This window comes from Streptomyces sp. NPDC001709 (assembly GCF_053596375.1).
Genome location: NZ_JBSFGB010000006.1, coordinates 90,447 through 111,096 on the forward strand (window position 1 = coordinate 90,447; position 20,650 = coordinate 111,096).

At 67.7% G+C, this 20,650-nt stretch carries 15 protein-coding genes and 1 pseudogene; 8 read left to right on the forward strand and 8 right to left on the reverse strand.

The annotated features are described in order from the left end of the window. Window positions 1-10: 10 nt before the first annotated feature. Together ACWC0C_RS11250 and ACWC0C_RS11255 are read right to left on the reverse strand one after the other, a co-directional pair. Entirely contained in the window at window positions 11-832 is an 822-nt protein-coding gene (locus tag ACWC0C_RS11250) for a hypothetical protein (RefSeq protein WP_450863353.1), read from the reverse strand. Between the two features lie 24 nt (window positions 833-856). Further along, window positions 857-1,150 (reverse strand): hypothetical protein, encoded by a 294-nt coding sequence (locus tag ACWC0C_RS11255; RefSeq protein ID WP_449195715.1) that lies wholly within the window; start codon window positions 1,148-1,150, stop codon window positions 857-859. 289 nt (window positions 1,151-1,439) lie between these two features. Between ACWC0C_RS11255 and ACWC0C_RS11260 the strand changes: the two genes are divergently transcribed. The 7 genes from ACWC0C_RS11260 (at window position 1,440) to ACWC0C_RS11290 (ending at window position 12,391) form a co-directional block, all read left to right on the forward strand. Next, complete coding sequence (locus ACWC0C_RS11260; RefSeq protein ID WP_450863355.1) at window positions 1,440-3,704, forward strand: ABC transporter substrate-binding protein; 2,265 nt, start codon at window positions 1,440-1,442, stop codon at window positions 3,702-3,704. 153 nt (window positions 3,705-3,857) lie between these two features. Then, window positions 3,858-5,774 (forward strand): translational GTPase TypA, encoded by a 1,917-nt coding sequence (gene typA / locus ACWC0C_RS11265; RefSeq protein WP_449195713.1) that lies wholly within the window; start codon window positions 3,858-3,860, stop codon window positions 5,772-5,774. 403 nt (window positions 5,775-6,177) lie between these two features. After that, window positions 6,178-7,212, forward strand: coding sequence for an ABC transporter permease (locus tag ACWC0C_RS11270; protein ID WP_449195712.1), 1,035 nt, complete (start codon window positions 6,178-6,180; stop codon window positions 7,210-7,212). A gap of 58 nt (window positions 7,213-7,270) precedes the next feature. After that, window positions 7,271-9,079, forward strand: coding sequence for an ABC transporter substrate-binding protein (locus ACWC0C_RS11275; RefSeq protein ID WP_450863357.1), 1,809 nt, complete (start codon window positions 7,271-7,273; stop codon window positions 9,077-9,079). Between the two features lie 87 nt (window positions 9,080-9,166). Beyond that, a complete protein-coding gene (locus tag ACWC0C_RS11280; protein ID WP_450863359.1) occupies window positions 9,167-10,147 on the forward strand; it encodes an ABC transporter permease in 981 nt (326 codons plus the stop codon). A 10-nt stretch (window positions 10,148-10,157) separates the two neighbouring features. Then, on the forward strand, window positions 10,158-11,222 hold the full coding sequence (locus ACWC0C_RS11285) for an ABC transporter ATP-binding protein (protein ID WP_449195709.1): 1,065 nt from the start codon (window positions 10,158-10,160) through the stop codon (window positions 11,220-11,222). 38 nt (window positions 11,223-11,260) lie between these two features. Further along, a complete protein-coding gene (locus tag ACWC0C_RS11290; RefSeq protein WP_449195708.1) occupies window positions 11,261-12,391 on the forward strand; it encodes an ABC transporter ATP-binding protein in 1,131 nt (376 codons plus the stop codon). Between the two features lie 176 nt (window positions 12,392-12,567). On the opposite strand, the gene ACWC0C_RS11295 is transcribed toward ACWC0C_RS11290, so the two are convergent. Beyond that, window positions 12,568-13,311: a class I SAM-dependent methyltransferase gene (locus ACWC0C_RS11295; protein WP_450863361.1), complete on the reverse strand. Its 744-nt coding sequence runs from the start codon at window positions 13,309-13,311 to the stop codon at window positions 12,568-12,570. Between the two features lie 130 nt (window positions 13,312-13,441). On the opposite strand from ACWC0C_RS11295, the pseudogene ACWC0C_RS11300 reads away from it, so the two are divergent. Further along, window positions 13,442-13,675: pseudogene (locus tag ACWC0C_RS11300) on the forward strand (hypothetical protein); the annotation flags it as partial. 618 nt (window positions 13,676-14,293) lie between these two features. Here ACWC0C_RS11300 and ACWC0C_RS11305 read toward each other — a convergent pair. The 5 genes from ACWC0C_RS11305 to ACWC0C_RS11325 form a co-directional block, all read right to left on the reverse strand. Then, entirely contained in the window at window positions 14,294-15,337 is a 1,044-nt protein-coding gene (locus ACWC0C_RS11305) for an ABC transporter ATP-binding protein (protein ID WP_449201346.1), read from the reverse strand. A 26-nt stretch (window positions 15,338-15,363) separates the two neighbouring features. Beyond that, window positions 15,364-16,401: an ABC transporter ATP-binding protein gene (locus tag ACWC0C_RS11310; protein WP_450863363.1), complete on the reverse strand. Its 1,038-nt coding sequence runs from the start codon at window positions 16,399-16,401 to the stop codon at window positions 15,364-15,366. A 50-nt stretch (window positions 16,402-16,451) separates the two neighbouring features. Then, complete coding sequence (locus tag ACWC0C_RS11315; RefSeq protein WP_449201348.1) at window positions 16,452-17,432, reverse strand: ABC transporter permease; 981 nt, start codon at window positions 17,430-17,432, stop codon at window positions 16,452-16,454. 97 nt (window positions 17,433-17,529) lie between these two features. Next, window positions 17,530-19,284: an ABC transporter substrate-binding protein gene (locus ACWC0C_RS11320; protein ID WP_450863365.1), complete on the reverse strand. Its 1,755-nt coding sequence runs from the start codon at window positions 19,282-19,284 to the stop codon at window positions 17,530-17,532. A 79-nt stretch (window positions 19,285-19,363) separates the two neighbouring features. After that, complete coding sequence (locus tag ACWC0C_RS11325) at window positions 19,364-20,392, reverse strand: ABC transporter permease (protein ID WP_450863367.1); 1,029 nt, start codon at window positions 20,390-20,392, stop codon at window positions 19,364-19,366. Between the last annotated feature and the right edge of the window lie 258 nt (window positions 20,393-20,650).

Below are 20,650 nucleotides of genomic sequence, written 5' to 3' on the forward strand. Positions count from 1 at the left end.
TCACTGGTCTCTAGAAGAAGCGGGGATCGGCGAAGACGCCGGACGCGACGAGATAGACGTAGAAGTCGGCGAGCGCCACGCTCAGCAGCGACGCCCACGCCAGCTGCATGTGGCGGGCGTTGAGCCTGCCGACGAACTGCCACGCCCGGTAGCGCACCGGGTGTGTGGAGAAGTGCTTCAGCTTGCCGCCGACGATGTGCCGGCAGGAGTGGCAGGAGAGTGTGTACGCCCAGATCAGCACGATGTTGGCCAGGAAGACCAGGGTGCCGAGCCCCATGTGGCCCCAGCGGTAGTGCGTGTCCCGGAACGACAGCACGGTGTCGTAGGTCAGCACGCCCGCGACCAGCAGGGCGGCGTAGAAGAAGTACCGGTGGACGTTCTGCAGGACCAGCGGGAAGCGGGTCTCGCCGGTGTACGTCCGGTGCGGCTCGGCGACCGCGCAGGCGGGCGGGGACGCCCAGAAGCTGCGGTAGTACGCCTTGCGGTAGTAGTAGCAGGTCAGCCGGAAGCCGAGCGGGAAGATCAGGATGATGATGGCGGGGGAGATGCCCCACCAGCTCCCGAAGAGGTCGGCGTTCGGCCCGGCGTGCATGGTCCGGCAGTTCTGCGCCAGGCACGGCGAGTAGAACGGCGAGACATACGGTGCCGCGTAGTAGTCGGCGTTCGCGAAGGCCCGCCAGGTCGAGTAGACGACGAAGGCCAGCAGACCGGCCGCGGTGACGGCGGGTGCCAGCCACCAGCGGTCGGTCCGCAGGTGCGGGGCGGCGATCGCGGCGCGCGTACCGGTCCGTACGCCGCCGCTGTTCTGTTGGGGTTCCGTACCAGTGGCCAAGGCAGGACTCCGGTAGGTCGGGGGTCAGGGGGCGCGGCGGTCGCGGGCGCCCAGGCCCTCGTCGTCCGAGTCCGTCCACAGGCTGAAGTCGTAGGGCGCGTCGGAGATGGTGACGAGGTCGGGGCGGCGGGCGGTGTCCGGGGTGGCGTCGGCAGCCTCACGCAGCAGCCCGACGCTCTCCCGCAGGTGGTCTGCGTCCAGCCGGACCCGGCGCATCTCCAGGCCGCCGCTGCCGAGCTGGTGTTCCAGGCGCCCCAGCGACCGGTACAGATCGTCGAGGGAACGCTGGACCGAGGTGATGTCGTCGTGCACGGACATGACTTGCCCTCACTTCCGCGGGTCCGGCCGACCCTGGGCGATGACGTTCATGCGCCTTGGAGTGTTGCGCGTCACACGTGCCGATGTGAAGCCATGTGCAGCGATTGGCGGAGGCGTACGGATGCATCGCGCGGTGCGTTGGGCCGCACGGGTGGGGTTACCGCCCGTCGCCGCCGTGTCGCCCGCTGTGGCCGGATCCTTTCCTCTTCAGTGGGCCGCATAGGTCTGATCAGCTCCATATACCGCCAAAGGTGATCATAACGCTCGCGGCTCCCCGGAGGTAGCAGAGATGTCCCACGATGGCCCGCGCCCCGTAGGGGCGACGGCGCCGCAGACGACCGACGGCGGTACACCCCGGCGCCTCGGGCGGAACGTCACCGCCTTTGTCGCCGCCGGCGCGCTCGCGGTGCCGTTCCTCGCCGGCTGCGGCTCCGACGACAAGGTCAGCAAGCCCCTCGCCGCGCAGGACATCGCCCCGGTGGCCCGTGACCTGGTCGCCGACGGCGGCACGCTGAAGTGGGCCGTCGACGCCCTCCCCGAGACCCTGAACACCTTCCAGGCGGACGCCGACGCCGGCACCAGCCGCGTCGCCCAGGCCGTACTGCCGTCCATGTTCCGGCTCGACGCCACTGGCCGGCCCGTGCCCAATCCCGCCTATCTGGAGTCGGCCAAGGTCATCGAGACCGAGCCGCGCCAGGTGGTGCAGTACAAGCTGAACCAGCAGGCCGTCTGGAGCGACGGCCGGGAGATCGGCGCCGCGGACTTCGTCGCCCAGTGGCGCGCCCTGTCCGGCAAGAACAGCGCGTACTGGACCGCCCGCAACGCCGGCTACGACCGCATCGAGAAGATCGAGCGCGGCGCCGGCGACCTCCAGGTCCGGGTCACCTTCTCCCGCCCCTACGCCGACTGGAAGTCGCTGTTCTCCCCGCTGTACCCGAAGGACGTCACGGGCACCCCCGACGCCTTCAACGACGGCGCCCGCCGCAAGCTGAAGGTCACCGCGGGACCCTTCACCGTGAACAAGGTCGACACCGCCCACAAGGACGTCGTCCTCACCCGCAACCCGCGCTGGTGGGGCAAGCCCGCCAAGCTGTCCGAGATCGTGCTGCACGCCGTACCCCGCGACAAGCGGGCCGAGGCGCTCGCCGACGGCAGCGTGGACCTCGCCGACGTCGACCCCGCCGACGCCCAGCGGATCGGGCTCGCCGCCCGCGGCACCGTGAACCCGCTGCAGGGCGCCGGCCGGACCTCCGTGAAGAAGCTCCGGGCCTGGGCGCTCGCGCACGGCTTCGACCGCGACAAGGCCAAGGCCGGCAAGAAGAAGCTGCGCAAGGCCATCACCAGGTACCTGGACGAGCAGCAGGCGCTCCGCGACTTCTACGTCCGCAAGTCCCTGGAGCCCGCCTACACCCAGCTCGCCCTCAACGGCTCCGAGGGCCCGCTCGCCGACGAACGGGTCCGCCGGGCCGTCGCCCGCGCCCTGGACCGGGCCGAACTCGCCAAGCTGGTGCTCACCCCGCTGGGCCTGCCCGCCATCCCGGTCGGCAGCCACCTCGCCCTGTCCGGGCAGCCCGCCTACGCCGACGGCAGCGGCGCGGTCGGCGGCCAGGACACCAAGCAGGCGCAGGCGCTGCTCGCCGACGCCGGCTGGGTGCCCGGCGCCCCGGTCAAGGAGCGGAAGAAGGGCGAGAAGGCGGCCGGCTCCGAGAGCGACAAGAGCGAGAAGAGTCACAAGGGCGACAAGGACGATGAGGGGGACGAGAGGGAAAAGTCCGACGGCGGCAGGGACGGCCAGTACATCGTCGGCGAGGACAACGAGAACGACGAGGGTGACCAGGGCAACGGGGACAGCGGCAACAGCGGCGACAACAAGAGCGGCGGACGGGGGGACGGCGGCGACCGGCACCTGGCCCAGCAGGGCAGGCACGGGGGCGCGCCGGGCGCCTACGCCCCCAAGGGCACGGCCGCGCCGGCCGCCGCGGCGGCACCGCTTACCAAGGACGGCAAGCCGCTGCTGCTCCGCTTCGTGCTGCCGTCCGGCCCCGGCTCCGACACGCTGAACTCGGTCGCCGAGCGGATCTCGGCCATGCTGGAACGGGTCGGCATCCGGACGACGATCACCAAGGTGTCGGACGAGAGCTACTTCAAGGACCACATCGCCTCCGGCGACTACGACCTCGCGCTGTACTCGTGGCCGTCCTCCGCGTTCCCCGCGACGGACGACCGGCCGGTGTACGCGAAGCCGGTACCGGCCGCCGACGGCTCGGTGAACGTCGAGCAGAACTACACGCGGGTCGGCACCGACCAGGTGGACCAGCTCTTCGACGAGGCCGCGGCGACCCTGGACGAGGGCGAGGCGGTGTCGCTGATCCGCAAGGCGGACGCCAGGATCTGGGCTGCGGCGGGGTCGATTCCGCTTTATCAGCGGCCCCAGCTGGTGGGGGTGCGGAAGAACGTCGTGAACGCCGGGGCGTTCGGATTCCAGACGCCGGTCTACGAGGACATGGGCTTCTCGAAGAAGGGGGCGCCGGTCTCGGCCAGTCCCACGAACTGATCTCCGCGGAGATCATCACATGGCCCTGAGGAAGCCGACTCCCTCGGGGCCACGTACGATGGGGTGAGGCCGTGGCGTGTCAAGCCCGGCAGGGCCCGCGTAACGCAGACGTACGCGCAGGCTTTCCTCACACTCCGGGAGTACGGCAACCTTATGGCTGCGTCCATTACGCGTCACGACATCCGCAACGTCGCCATCGTCGCCCACGTCGACCATGGCAAGACCACCATCGTCGACGGCATGCTGAAGCAGGCCGGCGCGTTCGCCGCCCACCAGCTCGACTCGGTCGACGACCGCATGATGGACTCGAACGACCTGGAGCGTGAGAAGGGCATCACGATCCTCGCCAAGAACACGGCGGTCAAGTACCACCCGAAGGACGGCGGGGACCCGATCACCATCAACATCATCGACACCCCCGGCCACGCCGACTTCGGTGGCGAGGTCGAGCGCGGTCTGTCGATGGTCGACGGTGTGGTGCTGCTGGTGGACGCCTCCGAGGGCCCGCTGCCGCAGACCCGCTTCGTGCTGCGCAAGGCCCTCCAGCAGCGCCTGCCCGTCATCCTGTGCATCAACAAGACGGATCGTCCGGACTCCCGTATCGACGAGGTCGTCAACGAGACCTACGACCTCTTCCTCGACCTGGACGCGGACGAGGAGCAGATCGAGTTCCCGATCGTCTACGCCTGCGGCCGTGACGGCATCGCCTCGCTGACCAAGCCGGACGACGGCACGGTCCCGGCCGACAGCGACAGCCTGGAGCCGTTCTTCTCCACGATCCTGGAGCACATCCCGGCCCCGACGTACGAGGAGGGCGCGCCGCTCCAGGCCCACGTCACCAACCTCGACGCCGACAACTTCCTCGGCCGTATCGCGCTGCTCCGCGTCGAGCAGGGCGAGCTGCGCAAGGGCCAGACGGTCGCCTGGATCAAGCGCGACGGCTCCATCAGCAACGTGCGCATCTCCGAGCTGATGATGACCGAGGCGCTCACCCGCAAGCCCGCCGAGGTGGCCGGCCCGGGTGACATCTGCGCCGTGGCCGGTATCCCGGACATCATGATCGGCGAGACCCTGGCCGACACCGAGAACCCGGTTCCGCTGCCGCTGATCACGGTGGACGAGCCCGCGATCTCCATGGTCATCGGTACGAACACCTCGCCGCTGGTCGGCCGGGGCGGCACCGGCAAGGGCGCGGACGCCAAGTCGGCCGTCAAGGACCGCAAGGTCACCGCCCGCCAGGTCAAGGACCGCCTGGACCGCGAGCTGATCGGTAACGTCTCGCTGCGGGTCCTGGAGACCGAGCGTCCGGACGCCTGGGAGGTCCAGGGCCGTGGTGAGCTGGCGCTCGCCATCCTGGTCGAGACCATGCGCCGGGAGGGCTACGAGCTGACCGTCGGCAAGCCGCAGGTGGTCACCAAGGACGTCGACGGCAAGGTCTACGAGCCGGTCGAGCGCATGACGATCGACGTGCCCGAGGAGCACATGGGCGCGGTCACGCAGCTCATGGGCGTCCGCAAGGGCCGGATGGACAACATGTCCAACCACGGCTCCGGCTGGGTCCGCATGGAGTTCGTCGTCCCGTCGCGTGGTCTGATCGGTTTCCGGACCGAGTTCCTGACCCAGACCCGGGGTACGGGCATCGGCCACTCGATCCACGAGGGCCACGAGCCCTGGTTCGGCACGCTGCAGACCCGTAACAACGGCTCGCTGGTCGCCGACCGCGCCGGTGCCGTCACCGCGTTCGCGATGACGAACCTCCAGGAGCGCGGCGTGCTCTTCGTGGAGCCGGGCACCGAGGTGTACGAGGGCATGATCGTCGGTGAGAACTCCCGCTCCGACGACATGGACGTCAACATCACCAAGGAGAAGAAGCTCACCAACATGCGGTCCTCGACGGCCGATGTGGCCGAGTCGATCGTGCCGCCGCGCAAGCTGTCGCTGGAGCAGTCGCTGGAGTTCTGCCGTGACGACGAGTGCGTCGAGGTGACCCCGGAGGCCGTTCGCATCCGCAAGGTGAACCTCGACCAGCGTGAGCGTGCCCGCGCCGCGAGCCGCGCCAAGCACGGCTGATCCGCCGGTAGTTGAGCCCGGGTTGTCCCCAGGATGGGGGCACCCGGGCTTTTTGCAACCCAATTTCGGGTGGCCTATGTCCGACATGCGGAGATCGCTGCCCGATAGCCAAGTAACAAGTCCGTTTCGTGCCCTCTTCCGTCGAACGGTTTGTCCAGATATTGGAAGCTTTAGCGGCGATCCGTGACTGAATTGAGATCTACGGGCAGTGGTCGGTGGTCGACCCATGGCAGATAGTTAGCCGCGAAGCGCTCGGGTCAATGGGTCTCGCACTGTGGGGACAGTGCCGACTCACGAGCACCAGGGGGTGTCTGTCCCTCCGTCAGGGGTGTCGGAGGGAAGACGGAAACCCTCTCTTGTTGGTGAACGCGTGGAGTCACTCATACCTTGAAACGGACGAACCGTGACAAGTCCTATCGACATTGAGGGCGGCGGGACTTCGGTCGTCGTCGACGGCGAACCAGGGCCGGAGGCGAAGGGCGAAGCCGTCAAGCTCGAAGGCCGGTCTCCCGGCCAGCTGATGTGGATGCGCTTCAAGCGCGACCGCACCGGCGTGATCTCGGCCTACGTCGTGGGCTTCTTCTTCCTGATCGGCCTGCTCGCCCCGCTGATCTCCAAGCTGTACGGCAAGAACCCGTACACGGTGTACGCGGACGAGCGACCGGAGCTGTTCGACAGCGCCGGCGTGCCGGTGCAGCCCAACGGCGGTATCAGCGGCGATTTCTGGTTCGGACTCGAACCCGGCAACGGCTACGACGTCTTCACCAAGCTGATCTACGGCATCCGCACCTCGCTGATGATCTCGGTCGCGGTCACCGTCGCGGTCGTTCTGACCGGCATTCTGCTCGGCGTCACCGCCGGCTATGTCGGCGGCAGGACCGACTACTTCATCGGCCGGGTCATTGACTTCCTGCTGGCCTTCCCGGCGCAGCTGTTCTTCATCGCGAGCATGCCGGTCGTGGTGTCGCTGTTCGTCAGTCCCCGCGACGAGACCCCCACCTATGTCCGGGTGGTGGCCCTGATCATCGTCCAGTGGTTCCTGGGCTGGATGGGTCTCGGCCGTATCCTGCGCGGCACCGCACTCGCCCTGCGGGAGCGGGAGTTCATCGAGGCGGCCCGGGTCAGCGGTGCCTCCTCGTGGCGGATCATCCGCAAGGAGATCCTGCCGAACGTCGTCACGCCACTGCTGGTGCAGGCGACGTATCTGCTGCCCGGTTTCGTGACGGCCGAGGCCGGTCTGTCCTTCCTGGGCGTCGGCATCGTCGAACCGACGCCGGACTGGGGGCAGATGTTCTCCAAGGCGTCCACCGAACTGGTGATGCAGAACGACATCACCTACATGTTCTTCCCCGGCGTTTCGATGATCATCTTCGTCGTCGCGTTCAACCTGCTCGGGGACTCGGTCAGGGACGCCTTCGATCCCAAGACCGCGCGCTGACCGCAGTACGTCAACCACACGAAACGTCAGTTTTCAAGGATGGGTGGGAAATTTCGTGATGAGTAGGGGCGGACGCCACACATACGCCGCGCTCTCCGTGCTCGCCGCCGGGGCTCTCGTGCTCACCGGTTGCAGCAAGGGCGGCAGCGACTCCGGCGGCAACGACAAGAAGGACCAGCAGGACGCCAAACGCCAGCAGGCGTCGATCAAGTTCGGCGACGCGGCCGAGTCCACCGGCCCGGCGACGCCCGTGCCCGGCGCCAAGTCCGGCGGCACCATGGAGGTGCTGCAGCGGGACTCGTACGCGCACCTCGACCCGGGGCAGATATACGTCTCCGACCAGATGTCGGTCGCCCAGCTGCTGCACAGAGGCCTGACCGGCTACAAGGCCACGAGCGACGACGGCAGCAAGCACGAGGTGGTCGGCGACCTCGCCACCGACTCCGGCACCACCACCGACGGCGGCAAGACCTGGAAGTACACGCTCAAGGACGGCATCAAGTTCCAGGACGGCACGCCGATCACGTCCAAGGACGTCCGCCAGACCTTCGAGCGGCTCTTCGCGCCGTTCATCAACCAGGGTCCCACCTACATCCAGCAGTGGCTCGCGGGCACCTCCGGCGCCGCCTACCGCAAGCTGCTGCCGGACGGCCCGTACAAGGGCAAGCATCTGCCCGACTCCGTCCTGGAGACCCCGGACGACAAAACCGTCGTCTTCCACTTCAAGACCCCGCACCCCGACCTGCCCTACGCGCTGGCGATGGCGGGCTACTCGGTGGTCTCCCAGAAGGGCGACACCAAGCAGAAGTACGACAAGGCACCGCTGGTGACCGGCCCGTACAAGATCCAGTCCTTCAAGTCCGGCAAGTCGATGGTGCTGGTCAAGAACACCAACTGGGACCCGAAGACGGACCCGATCCGCCACCAGTACGTGGACCAGTTCAACATCTCGTTCAACCAGCAGTTCGAGACCTCCACCAAGGCCCTGCTCGCCGACAGCGGCGCCGACCAGGCCGGCATCAGCTTCAACAACCAGGTCGACGCGGGCAACCTGTCCCAGGTCCTCAAGGACCCGAAGATGAAGTCCCGCACGGTCTCCGGCTACCAGCCGTACGTCGGCCAGATGAACATCAACATGAGCCACCCGGCCATGAAGGACAAGACGGTCCGCGAGGCCATCGCCTACGCGCTGCCGGTCACCCCGTTCGTGCGCGCCTACGGCGGCACCGACGCCATGGAGGTCGCGGGCGGCCTGATCTCCCCGACCGTCTCCGGCTACGACCCCTCCTTCGACCCGTGGGGCAAGAAGAAGAAGCCCGCCGGTGACCCGGAGAAGGCCAAGGAGCTGCTGAAGAAGGCCGGCAAGCTCAACATGAAGCTGACCTTCGGCTACATCAACACCCCCGAGGGCCAGCAGTACTCCACCGCCATGGCGGCGGGCCTGCAGAAGGCCGGCTTCAACGTCCAGCGCCAGGAGATCCCGGCCGAGACCTACTACGACCAGGTCTCCAAGCTGAACAACAACTACGACATCTTCCACACCGCGTGGGGCGCCGACTGGCCGTCCGCCTCGACCGTGCTCCCGCCGCTGTACGACGGCCGCGTGATCGCCGACGGTGCGCAGAACTACTCGCAGGTCAACGACCCGAAGATCAACAGCGAGATCGACCGGATCAACAAGATCACCGACCCGGTCAAGTCCGCCGCCGAGTGGGAGAAGCTCGACCAGTACATCGTGAAGGACAGCGTCAACGTCGTCCCGACCGCGTACTACAAGCAGACCCAGATCGCCGGTTCCAAGGTCGGCGGCCTCGTCTACGACGACGTGATCGGCGGCGTCGACCCTCGTCGCCTCTTCATCAAGTAACCGTCCCCGCCCGGTACCCGGCGCGCTCCCTCAACCGGGGCGCGCCGGGCGCCGCGAAGGCCGCCGACGTCTGAGAGCTGCCCTGTCATGCTGCGCTTCCTCGTCCGCCGGATCATCGGTGCCGTCGTCATTCTGTTCCTGCTGAGCATCGTCACGTTCGTGCTGTTCTTCGGGGTGCCCCGGGACCCGGCGCTGATGATGTGCGGCAAGACCTGCAACCCGGACAGCATCGCGAACATCCACCATGTGCTCGGCCTGGACAAACCCATCACCGAGCAGTACTGGATCTTCCTGCACAACCTGTTCCTGGGCAGCAGCCAGTTCGCCCAGGGCCCGTGCCCCGCCCCCTGCTTCGGCTACTCGTACCACACCAACGAGCAGGTCTGGGCCACGCTGATGGACCGGCTGCCCACCACCGTCTCGCTCACCCTGGGCGCGGCCGTGTGCTTCCTGCTCGTCGGCCTCGGCACCGGGCTGCTCGCCGCCTGGCGGCGCGGCACACTGATCGACAAGACGGCCACCGCGGGTGCCATGGTCATCAGTTCGCTGCAGATCTACTTCCTCGGCCCGCTGGCCCTGGCGATCCTCGTCTACCAGACCCACTGGTTCGACAAGCCCGCCTACAACGAGTTCACCCACGACCCCCTCACCTGGTTCACCGGCCTGATCATCCCCTGGGTGGTCCTGTCCACGATCTTCGCCGCGCAGTACACCCGTATGGCGCGGTCCTCGATGATCGAACAGCTCCAGGAGGAACACGTCCGCACCGCCCGCGCCAAGGGCATGTCCCGGACCTACGTCTTCTTCCGCTACGCCTGGCGCGGTTCGCTGATCCCGATCGTCACCATCTTCGGCATCGACCTCGGCTCGCTGTTCGGCGGCGCCATCATCACCGAGTACACCTTCGGCCTGCCGGGGCTCGGCAACCTCGCCGTGCAGTCCGTCTTCTTCAGCGACCTGCCGCTGCTGCTCGGCGTGATGCTCTTCTCCGCCAGCATGATCCTGCTGTTCAACATCGTCGTCGACGCCGCGTACGCCTTCATCGACCCGCGCGTGCGGCTGTCCTAGGAGCACTGCCGTGACCACTCAGACCAAGACAGCCGGTGCTCCGACCCCGGCCGGCACGGGCCCCCTCCTCTCGGTCCGGGACCTGCACGTCAGCTTCAAGACCGAGGACGGCGTCGTACGGGCCGTGGACGGGCTCTCCTTCGATCTGGAGCGCGGCAGGACGCTGGGCATCGTGGGGGAGTCCGGCTCGGGCAAGTCGGTGACCAACCTGACCATCCTCGGCCTGCACAACCCCATGTTCACCACGGTCGAGGGTGAAATCCTCCTGGACGGCCGGGAGTTGACCACGGCCCGCGAGTCGGAGCTGGAGAAGCTGCGCGGCAACAAGGTCGCCATGATCTTCCAGGACCCGCTCACCGCGCTCTCCCCGTACTACACCGTCGGCCGGCAGATCGCCGAGCCGTACATGAAGCACACCGGCGCCTCCAAGAAGGTGGCCTGGGAGCGCGCGGTGGAGATGCTCGGCAAGGTCGGCATCCCGAACCCCAGGGAACGGGTGAAGGACTACCCGCACCAGTTCTCCGGCGGTATGCGCCAGCGCGCGATGATCGCCATGGCCCTGGTCTGCGACCCCGACCTGCTGATCGCCGACGAGCCGACGACGGCCCTGGACGTGACGGTCCAGGCGCAGATCCTCGATCTCCTCAAGGACCTGCAACAGGAGTTCGGATCCGGCATCATCTTCATCACCCACGACCTGGGGGTGATCGCCGACATGGCCGACGACATCATGGTGATGTACGCGGGCGGCGCGGTGGAGCGGGGCACCACCGACGAGGTGCTCAGGTCTCCGCGGCACCCCTACACCTGGGGCCTGCTGAACTCGATGCCGCGCCTGGACTCCGACCTCGGCGCCCAGCTCTCCCCGATCCCTGGCACCCCGCCCTCGCTGCTCACCCCGCCGTCCGGCTGCCGCTTCCACCCCCGCTGCACCTATCCGGAGCGGGTCGAGGGCACGGGCCGCTGTGTGGGCGAGCGCCCGCTGCTGGCGCCGGACCGGGCCTCCGCGTGCCATCTCACGGAGGAGCAGAAGCGGACCATCTTCATCGAAGAGATCAAGCCCCGTCTGGGCTAGGTCGTCGTAGCCGTCGTACGTCCTAGGAGGACAACGTCATGACAGAGGACATCGTCCTCCCGGCCCCGAGCGAGAAGGGCGCCGGCGCGGACGGGGAGCCGCTGCTGGAGGTCTCCGGGCTGACCAAGCACTTCCCCGTCAAGGGCGGCTTCCCGATCCGCCGGACCATCGGCGCGGTGCAGGCCGTGGACGGCGTCGACATCACCGTGCACGCGGGGGAGAGCTTCGGCCTGGTCGGCGAGTCGGGTTGCGGCAAGTCGACCACGGGCCGGCTGATCACGCGCCTGCTGGAGCCGACCGGCGGCACGATCAGCTACCGCGGCCGGGACATCAGCCGCGCGACGCGCAAGGAGCTGGCCCCGATCCGCTCCGAGATCCAGATGATCTTCCAGGACCCGTACTCGTCGCTGAACCCGCGGCAGACGGTCGGCAAGATCATCTCGGGCCCGATGGAGATCAACGGGATCGAGCCGGAGGGCGGCCGGGAGAAGCGGGTCCGCGAACTCCTGGAGATCGTCGGCCTCAACCCCGAGCACTACAACCGCTTCCCGCACGAGTTCTCCGGCGGCCAGCGGCAACGCATCGGCGTGGCGAGGGCGTTGGCCCTGGAGCCCAAGCTGATCGTGGCGGACGAGCCGGTCTCCGCCCTGGACGTCTCGATCCAGGCCCAGGTGGTGAACCTGCTCCAGAAGGTCCAGGACGAGCTGGGGATCGCGTTCGTCTTCATCGCCCACGACCTCGCGGTGGTCCGGCACTTCTCGCAGCGCGTCGCGGTCATGTACCTCGGCAAGATCATCGAGGTGGGCGACCGCGACTCCATCTACACCCGGCCGCGCCACCCGTACACCCACGCCCTGCTGTCCGCCGTCCCTGAAGTGAACCTCACCCAGGACGACACCGCCGGGCGCGAACGCATCCGCCTGGCCGGCGACGTCCCGTCCCCGATCTCCCCGCCCTCCGGCTGCCGCTTCCGCACCCGCTGCTGGAAGGCCCAGGACAAGTGCGCGACGGAGGAACCGCCGCTGGTCCAGATCTCCGGCAACCGCGACGGTCACCTGACGGCCTGCCACTTCCCGGAGGAGCCGACGACCGAGGCCCGGGACGAGGACATCGTGCTGGATCCGGCGCTGGCGGCGCTGGAGGACTCCGCCGGATCCGGCGAGGACTAGGGCCTGTCCGGCGGATCATGCCGGAGACGCGGGGGCCGGCACGCCCTCCGCCACTGCCTTCAGGGCGTGGGGGCACCCCCGGCGGCGTTGTCGTCGGCCGCCGACGCGCCAGCCCCCGCTCACCTGCGTTGATCAGGCCCCGTTTCTTCCCTCCGACTTGATCCGCCGGACAGGCCCTAGTGGGCCGCCATGGCCACGGTGATGATCTCGGGGCTGGCGGGGGTCAGCGGCTCCCGCCCCCAGTCCCCGTACTGCTCGACGACCGTGAGGCCGGCGTCGGCGAGGTGGCGCTCCAGTGCCTCGGAGTCCAGAAAGCGGAGCACGCTGTGGCTGACCCGGGGAGCGGGCCAGCGGTCACTGTCGTAGGTCTCCGTGAAGCGCACCCGGCCCCCGCGGAGCCCGTCACCCTGGACCTCGTGCCACACCCGCACGGGGGTGCCGTCGGCGGCGGTGATCTCGTGCACCCGGTCCGGAGTCCACCGCTCCCAGGCGCGGGCGCCCGGATTGCGGGTCTCGAACACGAACCGTCCCCCGTCGGCGAGGGCCGCGCGGGCGGCGCGGAGACACACCCGGATCTCCTCGTCCGACACCAGCTCCTGGAACGCGTGCCCGGTCATGATGACGAGGTCGAACTCCCCCTGCCACCGGCGCACCCGCACATCCCCGAGCACCCACTCGATGTCGGGCCGGGCCCGCCGCGCCTGTACGAGCATGGCCGCGGCCGGATCCAGCCCCATCAACCGCCCTTGATGCCCCTCGGCCCGCGCCCGCCGCAGTAACTGCCCCGTGCCGCACCCGATGTCCAGCACCGAACGGGCCTCCCGCACCAGACCGAGGTAGAAGTCGCTGTCCGCGCCCCAGGAGTTGAGGCTGTCGTACAGCGCGGCGAGCGAGAGATCGGCAAACACGTGATCCACCACCGCGGCAGTCTGACACACCATGTTGAACGGTGCGTCAGGATCCGGTGCAGTTCTTGAGCGAGTCTCAACTCTTGGTGGGGCGGGTGTACTTCAGGGAGTGGATGAAGGGGGCGAAGGCGGTGGGCGGGAAACCCTTGCCGTGCTCTCGGCGATGACACACGGGCGTGGACGGCAGGCTGAGGCCATGCTGGAATCCCTGGCCGCCGCCCTGCGGACCATCGACCCCGACAGTGCCGCAGTCTTCGTGCAGTTCGTCGACTCCTGCCTGGCCGACCCCCAGGCGAAGCAGATGTGGAGGGACCTGATGACGGCGATCCAGTACTTCTGGCGACACCCGCTCGCCGAGCAGGTGCGTGAGGAAGGCACCTCAGCGCGCAGTACACGCCACCAACGCGGCGGAGTTGTTCGTCACGGAGTGAGCAGGTGGCCGTAGGGCCGCTCGCTTCTCGGTCAGTGTCGTGCCTCCGCGAGGTGAGTCAAGGGCGCTTCCGTTCCGCTGCACTCCACTCCCGCGTCGGCTGACGCCGATGGCCCTCCGGGCCACCCTTGACACACCTCGCTCCAGCCCGGGGAGGAAGCGAGCGAGCGGCCCGGAAGAGCGGTGGGCCTGGGCGGCGTCGGGCCCTCAGCGGGCTGAGTCGCCGCTGTGGGGGTGGGGACGCGGTCGCGTCTCGCGTGCACGCCGGGTCGGCTCAGCGGCGAGCCGCTGGTGGAGGGAAATGGCAGATTTGAGCCAGGTGTGTCAGCGGGGCGGAGGCTTCTCTTCGAGAAATCGCCATAGGGCCCGGCTTCCGGTGGCGCATGTCTGCCAATCGGTCCCTTTCTGCGAGAGCCCTGGGGTGGACCGCGCTCGGGTATGACGAAGGCCCGCACCTTGGGGAGGCGCGGGCCTTCGTCCCCTGGAAGCGGACGTTCAGGGGCTCGGGTCAATGGGCCGGTGAAAGTCCGTTCCGCGAGGGGCGGCTGACGAAAAAGGGGTGTGTCAGACCGCGGCCTCGGGGTCCTTGGCGAGGCGGGGGGCCGGGATGGCGTCCGCCGTCTCAGGATAGTGGCACGCCGTGAGGTGGCCCGGCTTGTTGCCCTCCACCTGCACCAGCGCCGGTGCCTCCGTCGCGCACTTCTCCGTCGCCTTCCAGCAGCGGGTGCGGAAGCGGCAGCCCGAGGGCGGGTTGATCGGGGAGGGCACGTCGCCGGCCAGGCGGATGCGCTCGCGCGGCTCCTCGTCCACCGTCGCCTCCGGTACGGCGGACAGCAGCGCCCGCGTGTACGGGTGGCGCGGGTTGCCGTACAGGTCCTCGCGGTCGGCGATCTCCACGATCTTGCCGAGGTACATCACGGCCACGCGCTGCGAGAAGTGGCGGACGATCGCGAGGTCGTGGGCGATGAAGACGAAGGCGATGCCGAGTTCCTGCTGGACCTTCTGGAGGAGGTTGACGACCTGGGCCTGGATCGAGACGTCCAGGGCCGAGACCGGCTCGTCGGCGACGATCAGCTTCGGCTCCAGGGCCAGCGCGCGGGCCACGCCGATGCGCTGGCGCTGGCCGCCGGAGAACTCGTGCGGGAAGCGGTTGAAGTGCTCCGGGTTGAGGCCCACGATCTCCAGGAGCTCGCGGACCCGGTTCTCGCGGCCGCCGGGCGGGTTGATGCCGTTGATCTCCATCGGCCCGGAGATGATCTTGCCGACCGTCTGCCGCGGGTTCAGCGAGGCGTACGGGTCCTGGAAGATCATCTGGATCTCGGAGCGGATCGGCGCCAGGTCCTTGCGGCCCGCGTGCGTGATGTCCTGCCCGCGGTAGGTGATCTTGCCGCCGGTCGGTTCGAGGAGGCGGGTGATCAGGCGGCCCGTGGTCGACTTGCCGCAGCCCGACTCGCCGACCAGGCCCAGGCTCTCGCCCTCGGCCACCTGGAAGTCCAGCCCGTCCACGGCCTGCACCGCACCGACGGTACGCCGGATCGGGAAGCCGCCCTTGATCGGGAAGTGCTTGGTCAGTCCGGAGACGTCCAGGAGGGGGTTTGTGTTGCTCATGGTGGTGAAGTCCCGTCTGCTGTCCGTCAGTTGTGCCGGGTTCCGGCGAGGTCGGCGAAGAGTTCCCGCTTCTGCTCCGTGGTGAGGTGGCAGGCCGATCCGCGGCCTTCCACGACCTCCAGCAGCGGTCGGTCACTGGAGCACTTCCCGCCCGCGACCTTCTCCGTGAAGGCGCAGCGCGGGTGGAAGCGGCACCCGGACGGCGGGTTGAGCAGCGACGGCGGCGAACCCGGGATGGGCGTCAGCGGCACGTCCACCGGGCCGTGCAGGCTCGGCATCGAGTTCAGCAGGCCCACCGTGTAGGGGTGGTCCGGGGTGCGGAGCACCTCCTGCTTGGTACCGCGCTCCACACACCGGCCGCCGTACATCACCAGCACGTCGTCGGCGATGTCGGCGATGACGCCGAGGTCGTGGGTGATGAAGATGATCGCGGTGCCGAACTCCTGCTGCAGGTCCTTCAGCAGGTCCATGATCTGGGCCTGGACCGTCACGTCGAGGGCCGTGGTCGGCTCGTCCGCGATCAGCAGCTCGGGGTCGCAGACCAGCGCCATCGCGATCATCGCGCGCTGGCGCATACCGCCGGAGAACTGGTGCGGGTAGTCGTCGACCCGCATGTCCGGCTGCGGGATCCCGACCCGGCGCAGCATCTCGATGGCGCGCTTACGAGCCTCGGACTTGGAGCAGCCCGTGTGCTTGCGGTACGTCTCACCGATCTGCGTGCCGATGGTGTGGTACGGCGACAGCGAGGCCAGGGCGTCCTGGAAGATCATGGCCATCTTGTTGCCGCGCAGCTGCTCCAGTTCCCGCTCGGAAGCGGTGAGCAGCTCCTTGCCGTCGAGGACGATCTCGCCTTCGATGGCGGTCCGGTCGCGGTCGTGGAGGCCCAGGATCGTCAGGTTGGTGACCGACTTGCCGGAGCCCGACTCGCCCACGATGCCGAGCGTCTGGCCCTTGGCGAGGTCGAAGCTGAGACCGTCGACGGCCTTGACGATGCCGTCCTCGGTGGAGAAGTGGACCTTCAGGTCCTTGATCGAGAGGAACGGCTGCTGATCGGTGCTCGTCACGGGGACGCTCCTGAGGGGGGTGATGCGAGGGGTCGGGAGTGGGGCGGAGGTCAGGCGAGCCGGATCCGCGGGTCGATGAGGGCGTAGACGGCGTCGACGACGATGTTGAAGAGCACGATCGCGCCGGCGGACAGCATGGTGACGCCGAGCAGCATGGGCAGGTCGCTCTTGTCCACGGAGTCCACCGCCAGGCGGCCCACACCCTGGAGGCTGAACGTGTACTCGGTGATCATCGCGCCACCGATGAGGGTGGCGAGGTCGATACCGAAGATGGTGACGATCGGTCCCATGGCGCCACGCCAGGCGAACCGGAAGAAGACGTTGCGGCGGGACAGGCCCTTGGCCCGGGCCGTGCGGACGAAGTCCTCGCTGAGCGTCTCCACCAACTGCGAACGCGTCATACGGGTGTAGTTGGCGGTCCAGATCAGGGCCAGCACCAGCCAGGGCAGCAGCAGTCCGGAGGCCCAGGCGGCGGGGTCGTCGGTGAGCGGCGTGTACGACGGGTTGTCGAGGATGCCGAGCTTCGCGACGAGGAAGTACATCGCGATGTAACCGACGAAGTAGATCTGCAGCGAGGACGCCACCAGCGAGGCCGAACTGGCCACCTTGTCCTGCCACTTGCCCTGCTTGACGGCGGCGATCATGCCGGTGCCGACGCCGAAGACCAGGAAGACGGCGGCGGAGCCGAGGGCGAGCGAGAGGGTGAGCGGCAGACGGTCCATGATCGTGCCGAGGACCGGCTCGCGGTTGGCGAAGGAGTAGCCCAGGCAGGGCGCGTTGCAGTGGCCGAAGCCCGCGTAGTCCCGCCCGACGAAGATGCCCTTGAGCCAGTCCCAGTACTGGACCGGGAGCGGGTGATCGATGCCCAGGTTGTGCCGGACCTGCTTGAGCATGTCGGGCGTGCAGTTCTTGCCGCAGGACATCATGGCGGGGTCACGCGGGATGGCGTAGAAGAGCCAGAAGGTGACGGCGCTGATGATCAACAGGATGACCAGCGCGCCGAAGACTCGGCGGACAAGGAAGCGGAACATGGGGCGTGACTTTCCGGACGGGGCGCCGTCGCCGGGATAGGGGGGTGGGCCGGAGGGGGCGGCCGGGTCGCGGCCGCCCCCATGGGGTCGTGCGGGCTTACTTCTTGGCGTACAGCTTGCAAAGGGCGACGCAGGTGTTGGCGCTGTCGTAGATCACGTGGCCGACCTTGGAGCCGTACATCCAGTTGCGGATGGAGTGGTAGTCCGGGACACAGCCCGCCAGCTCCATGATCTGGCGGTCGACGTCGCCCCAGGCCTTGTTGGCCTTGTCCAGGTCCGTGATCTTCGAGGCGGCGTCGATGGCCTTGTTGACACCGGCGTTGTTCAGCTGCGCCCAGTTCTGGCCGCCCTCGTGGATCTGGCTGCCGTGCCAGGTGAGGTAGAACTCCGAGTAACCGGCGGGCCAGTCGGGGCTCCAGCCGGCGGCGAACAGGTCGTAGCCGTTGTCGAGCTTGCTGATCTGCGTGTAGAAGGTCGTCTTGTCGACCTGCTTGTTGACGACCTGGAAGCCGGCCGCCTCCAGCGCGTTCTTGATCGCGACGGCCTGCTTCACCGAGTTGTCCGACTGCTGGTAGGCGATGACCAGCTTCTGGCCGAGCTTGCCGGCCTCCTTCAGCAGGGCCTTCGCCTTGACCGGGTCGCCGCCCGGCTTCTGCAGCTTCCCGTAGAGGTCGAACTTCTGGTAGCCGGGGATCACCGGGCTGAAGACGGTGGTGGCCATCTCGCTGGTGGCCGCGCCGCCGCGGATGGTCTGCAGCTGCTGCAGCGGCCAGGCGTAGTTGATGGCCTGACGGACCTTGACGTCCGTGATCCGCTTGGTGTTGATCGGCCAGTAGTAGGTGACCGTGTCGACCTCGATGAGGACGCGCTTCTTGAGCGTCGGGTTGGTGAGGACCGTCTGCACGCGCTCCGGAGCGACCTCGTTGAAGATCGACATCGTGTACTGGTCGTTGCCCTTGTCCGCGATGTAGCGGTCGGTGGACGCCAGGTTCTGGAAGCCGAACTGGAAGACGAACTTGTCCGGGTAGGCGTTGCGGATCGAGTCCGTCTTCGGGTCCCAGTGCTCGTTGCGCACGAAGGTCATCGACTTGCCCGGCTGACGGTCCGCGATCTTGTACGGGCCGCTGGAGAACGGACGCTTGTCGTACTTCTCCTTGGTGTCGTGCTTCTTCGGCACCAGGGCGTAACCGCGCATCGCGAGGGTGAAGTTGAAGTCACCGCGCGCCTCGTTGAGGTGGAAGGTGACCGTCTTGCCCGAGATCTCGATGGAGTCGAGGTGCTTGCCGCCGTAGGGGCCCTTGTAGCCCTTCGAGCCCTCCAGCCAGTTCTGGACGTAACGCGGGCCCTCGGTGATGAAGTCGGCGAAGATGCGCTCGAAGGTGTGGCGGACGTCGTCCATCGTGATGTCGGACCCGTCCTCCCACTTGAGGCCGTCCTTGAGCGTGAAGGACCAGGTCTTGCCGCCGTCCTTCGTGGTGCCGGCGTCCGTGGCGGCGTCACCGACGAGGGTGGCACCGCCCTTGTCGTCGATCTTGTAGCCGGTCAGACCACGCAGGACCGGGACGGTGATGGCCGCCTCGGTCGAGTTGTAGATCTGAGCCGGGTCCAGGTGGTCCATGTCGAACTGGTCGAGGGACCAGATCGTCCCGCCCTTGACCGCGCCGGGGACCTCGGGCGCCGGACCGGTCGAGTCGGCCTTGGTGCCGACATCGATCTTGACGGTCTTGCTGCCGCTCACCGAGGGAACCTTGTCCGACCCGCCGCCACTGCTGCTGCTGCAGGCGCTCAGCACCAAGGTCGAGGCCGCCGCGACACCGGTGGCGATCAGGAAGTTTCTACGGGAAAAGGACATGGTGAGCCTGCCTAGGGGGTCGATCGGAACAGACGGGACCAGCCGGTCGTCGTCGAACCGGGCCGGAGTGGAACGTGGATTACCGCTTGGACTTCGGGTCGAGCGCGTCGCGCACCGAGTCACCGAGGAGGTTGAAGGCGAGGACGAAGATCACCATCGACAGGCCCGGGAAGAGCATGAAGGTGATGTCCTGCGTGTAGAACTGGGCGCCGCGCTGGATCATGACGCCCCAGTCCGGCGTCGGGTCGATCATGCCGACGCCGAGGAAGGCGAAACCCGCCTCTGCGGTCACGTACGTGGGGAGCATCAGCGTGGACTGGATGAGGATCGGCGTCCACAGGTTGGGCAGCAGCTCCTTGAACACGATGCGCATCGGGGACGCGCCCGTGACCTTGGCCGCCTCGACGTACTCCCGCTCGCGCAGACCGATGACCTGGCCGCGCAGCAGACGAGCGATGGACGCCCAGCCGAAGACCGTCAGCATGAAGATCAGGACCACGGCGCGCAGGCTGGTCGGGATGTCGTCGTCGGCGGCGACGAACAGGCCGAAGACGACCGGCATGAAGGCGATGGTGAACAGCGTGGACGGGATGGACAGCACGATGTCGATGACCCGGCCGACGAAGTAGTCGGTCTTGCCGCCCAGATAGCCCGCGGTCACGCCGACCAGCACGCCGATGACCATCGTGAGCACGGTGGCGGCGAGGGCGAGGCCCAGCGAGTTGCGGATGGCGTACAGCAGGAACGTGAAGACGTCCCGGCCCAGCTGTGGCTCGATCCCGAACCAGAAGTCCGAGCTCATGCCGCCGTTGGGGCCCGCCGGGTACGAGAACGCGTTGAGCAGGCTCGGGTCCTGGCTCGCGTACGTCGTGTACGGGTTCTTCCCGTACAGCTTCGCAATCAGCGGCGCCGCGATCGCGATCACGAAGAAGAAGATCACGACATAGGCGGATATAACGCCCGTCTTGTCGCGCTTGAAGCGCTTCCAGGCGAGCCGCCCCGGGGACCGGCTCTCGCTGCCCTTCGGACCGCTCGAAGTGGTCGACTTCTCGACGGTCTCGTCGGTCACCTCAAGCGGGGCAGCCGCGGATGGAGTTGGGGGGGTCATGGTGCTCCTGGCCCAAGGGAGGGTCTGATGACTCCGCAGGGCGCTCCCCTACGGGCTACGCCGGACTTTTTCAACGCAATTCATTCAAGGTCAATAAATTCTGGTCCGCCTTGGTTGCGTCTTTACGTTCTTTACTCGCACTTGATCGATCCGTAGCTACGCGGGTAGCACGCCGTAATCAATCCGTGCTTTTCATCGGACCAACCGGACTAAGCGGGCAATGAGTTCGTTATGCGGACGCTCGAGTGCCGAAATGCG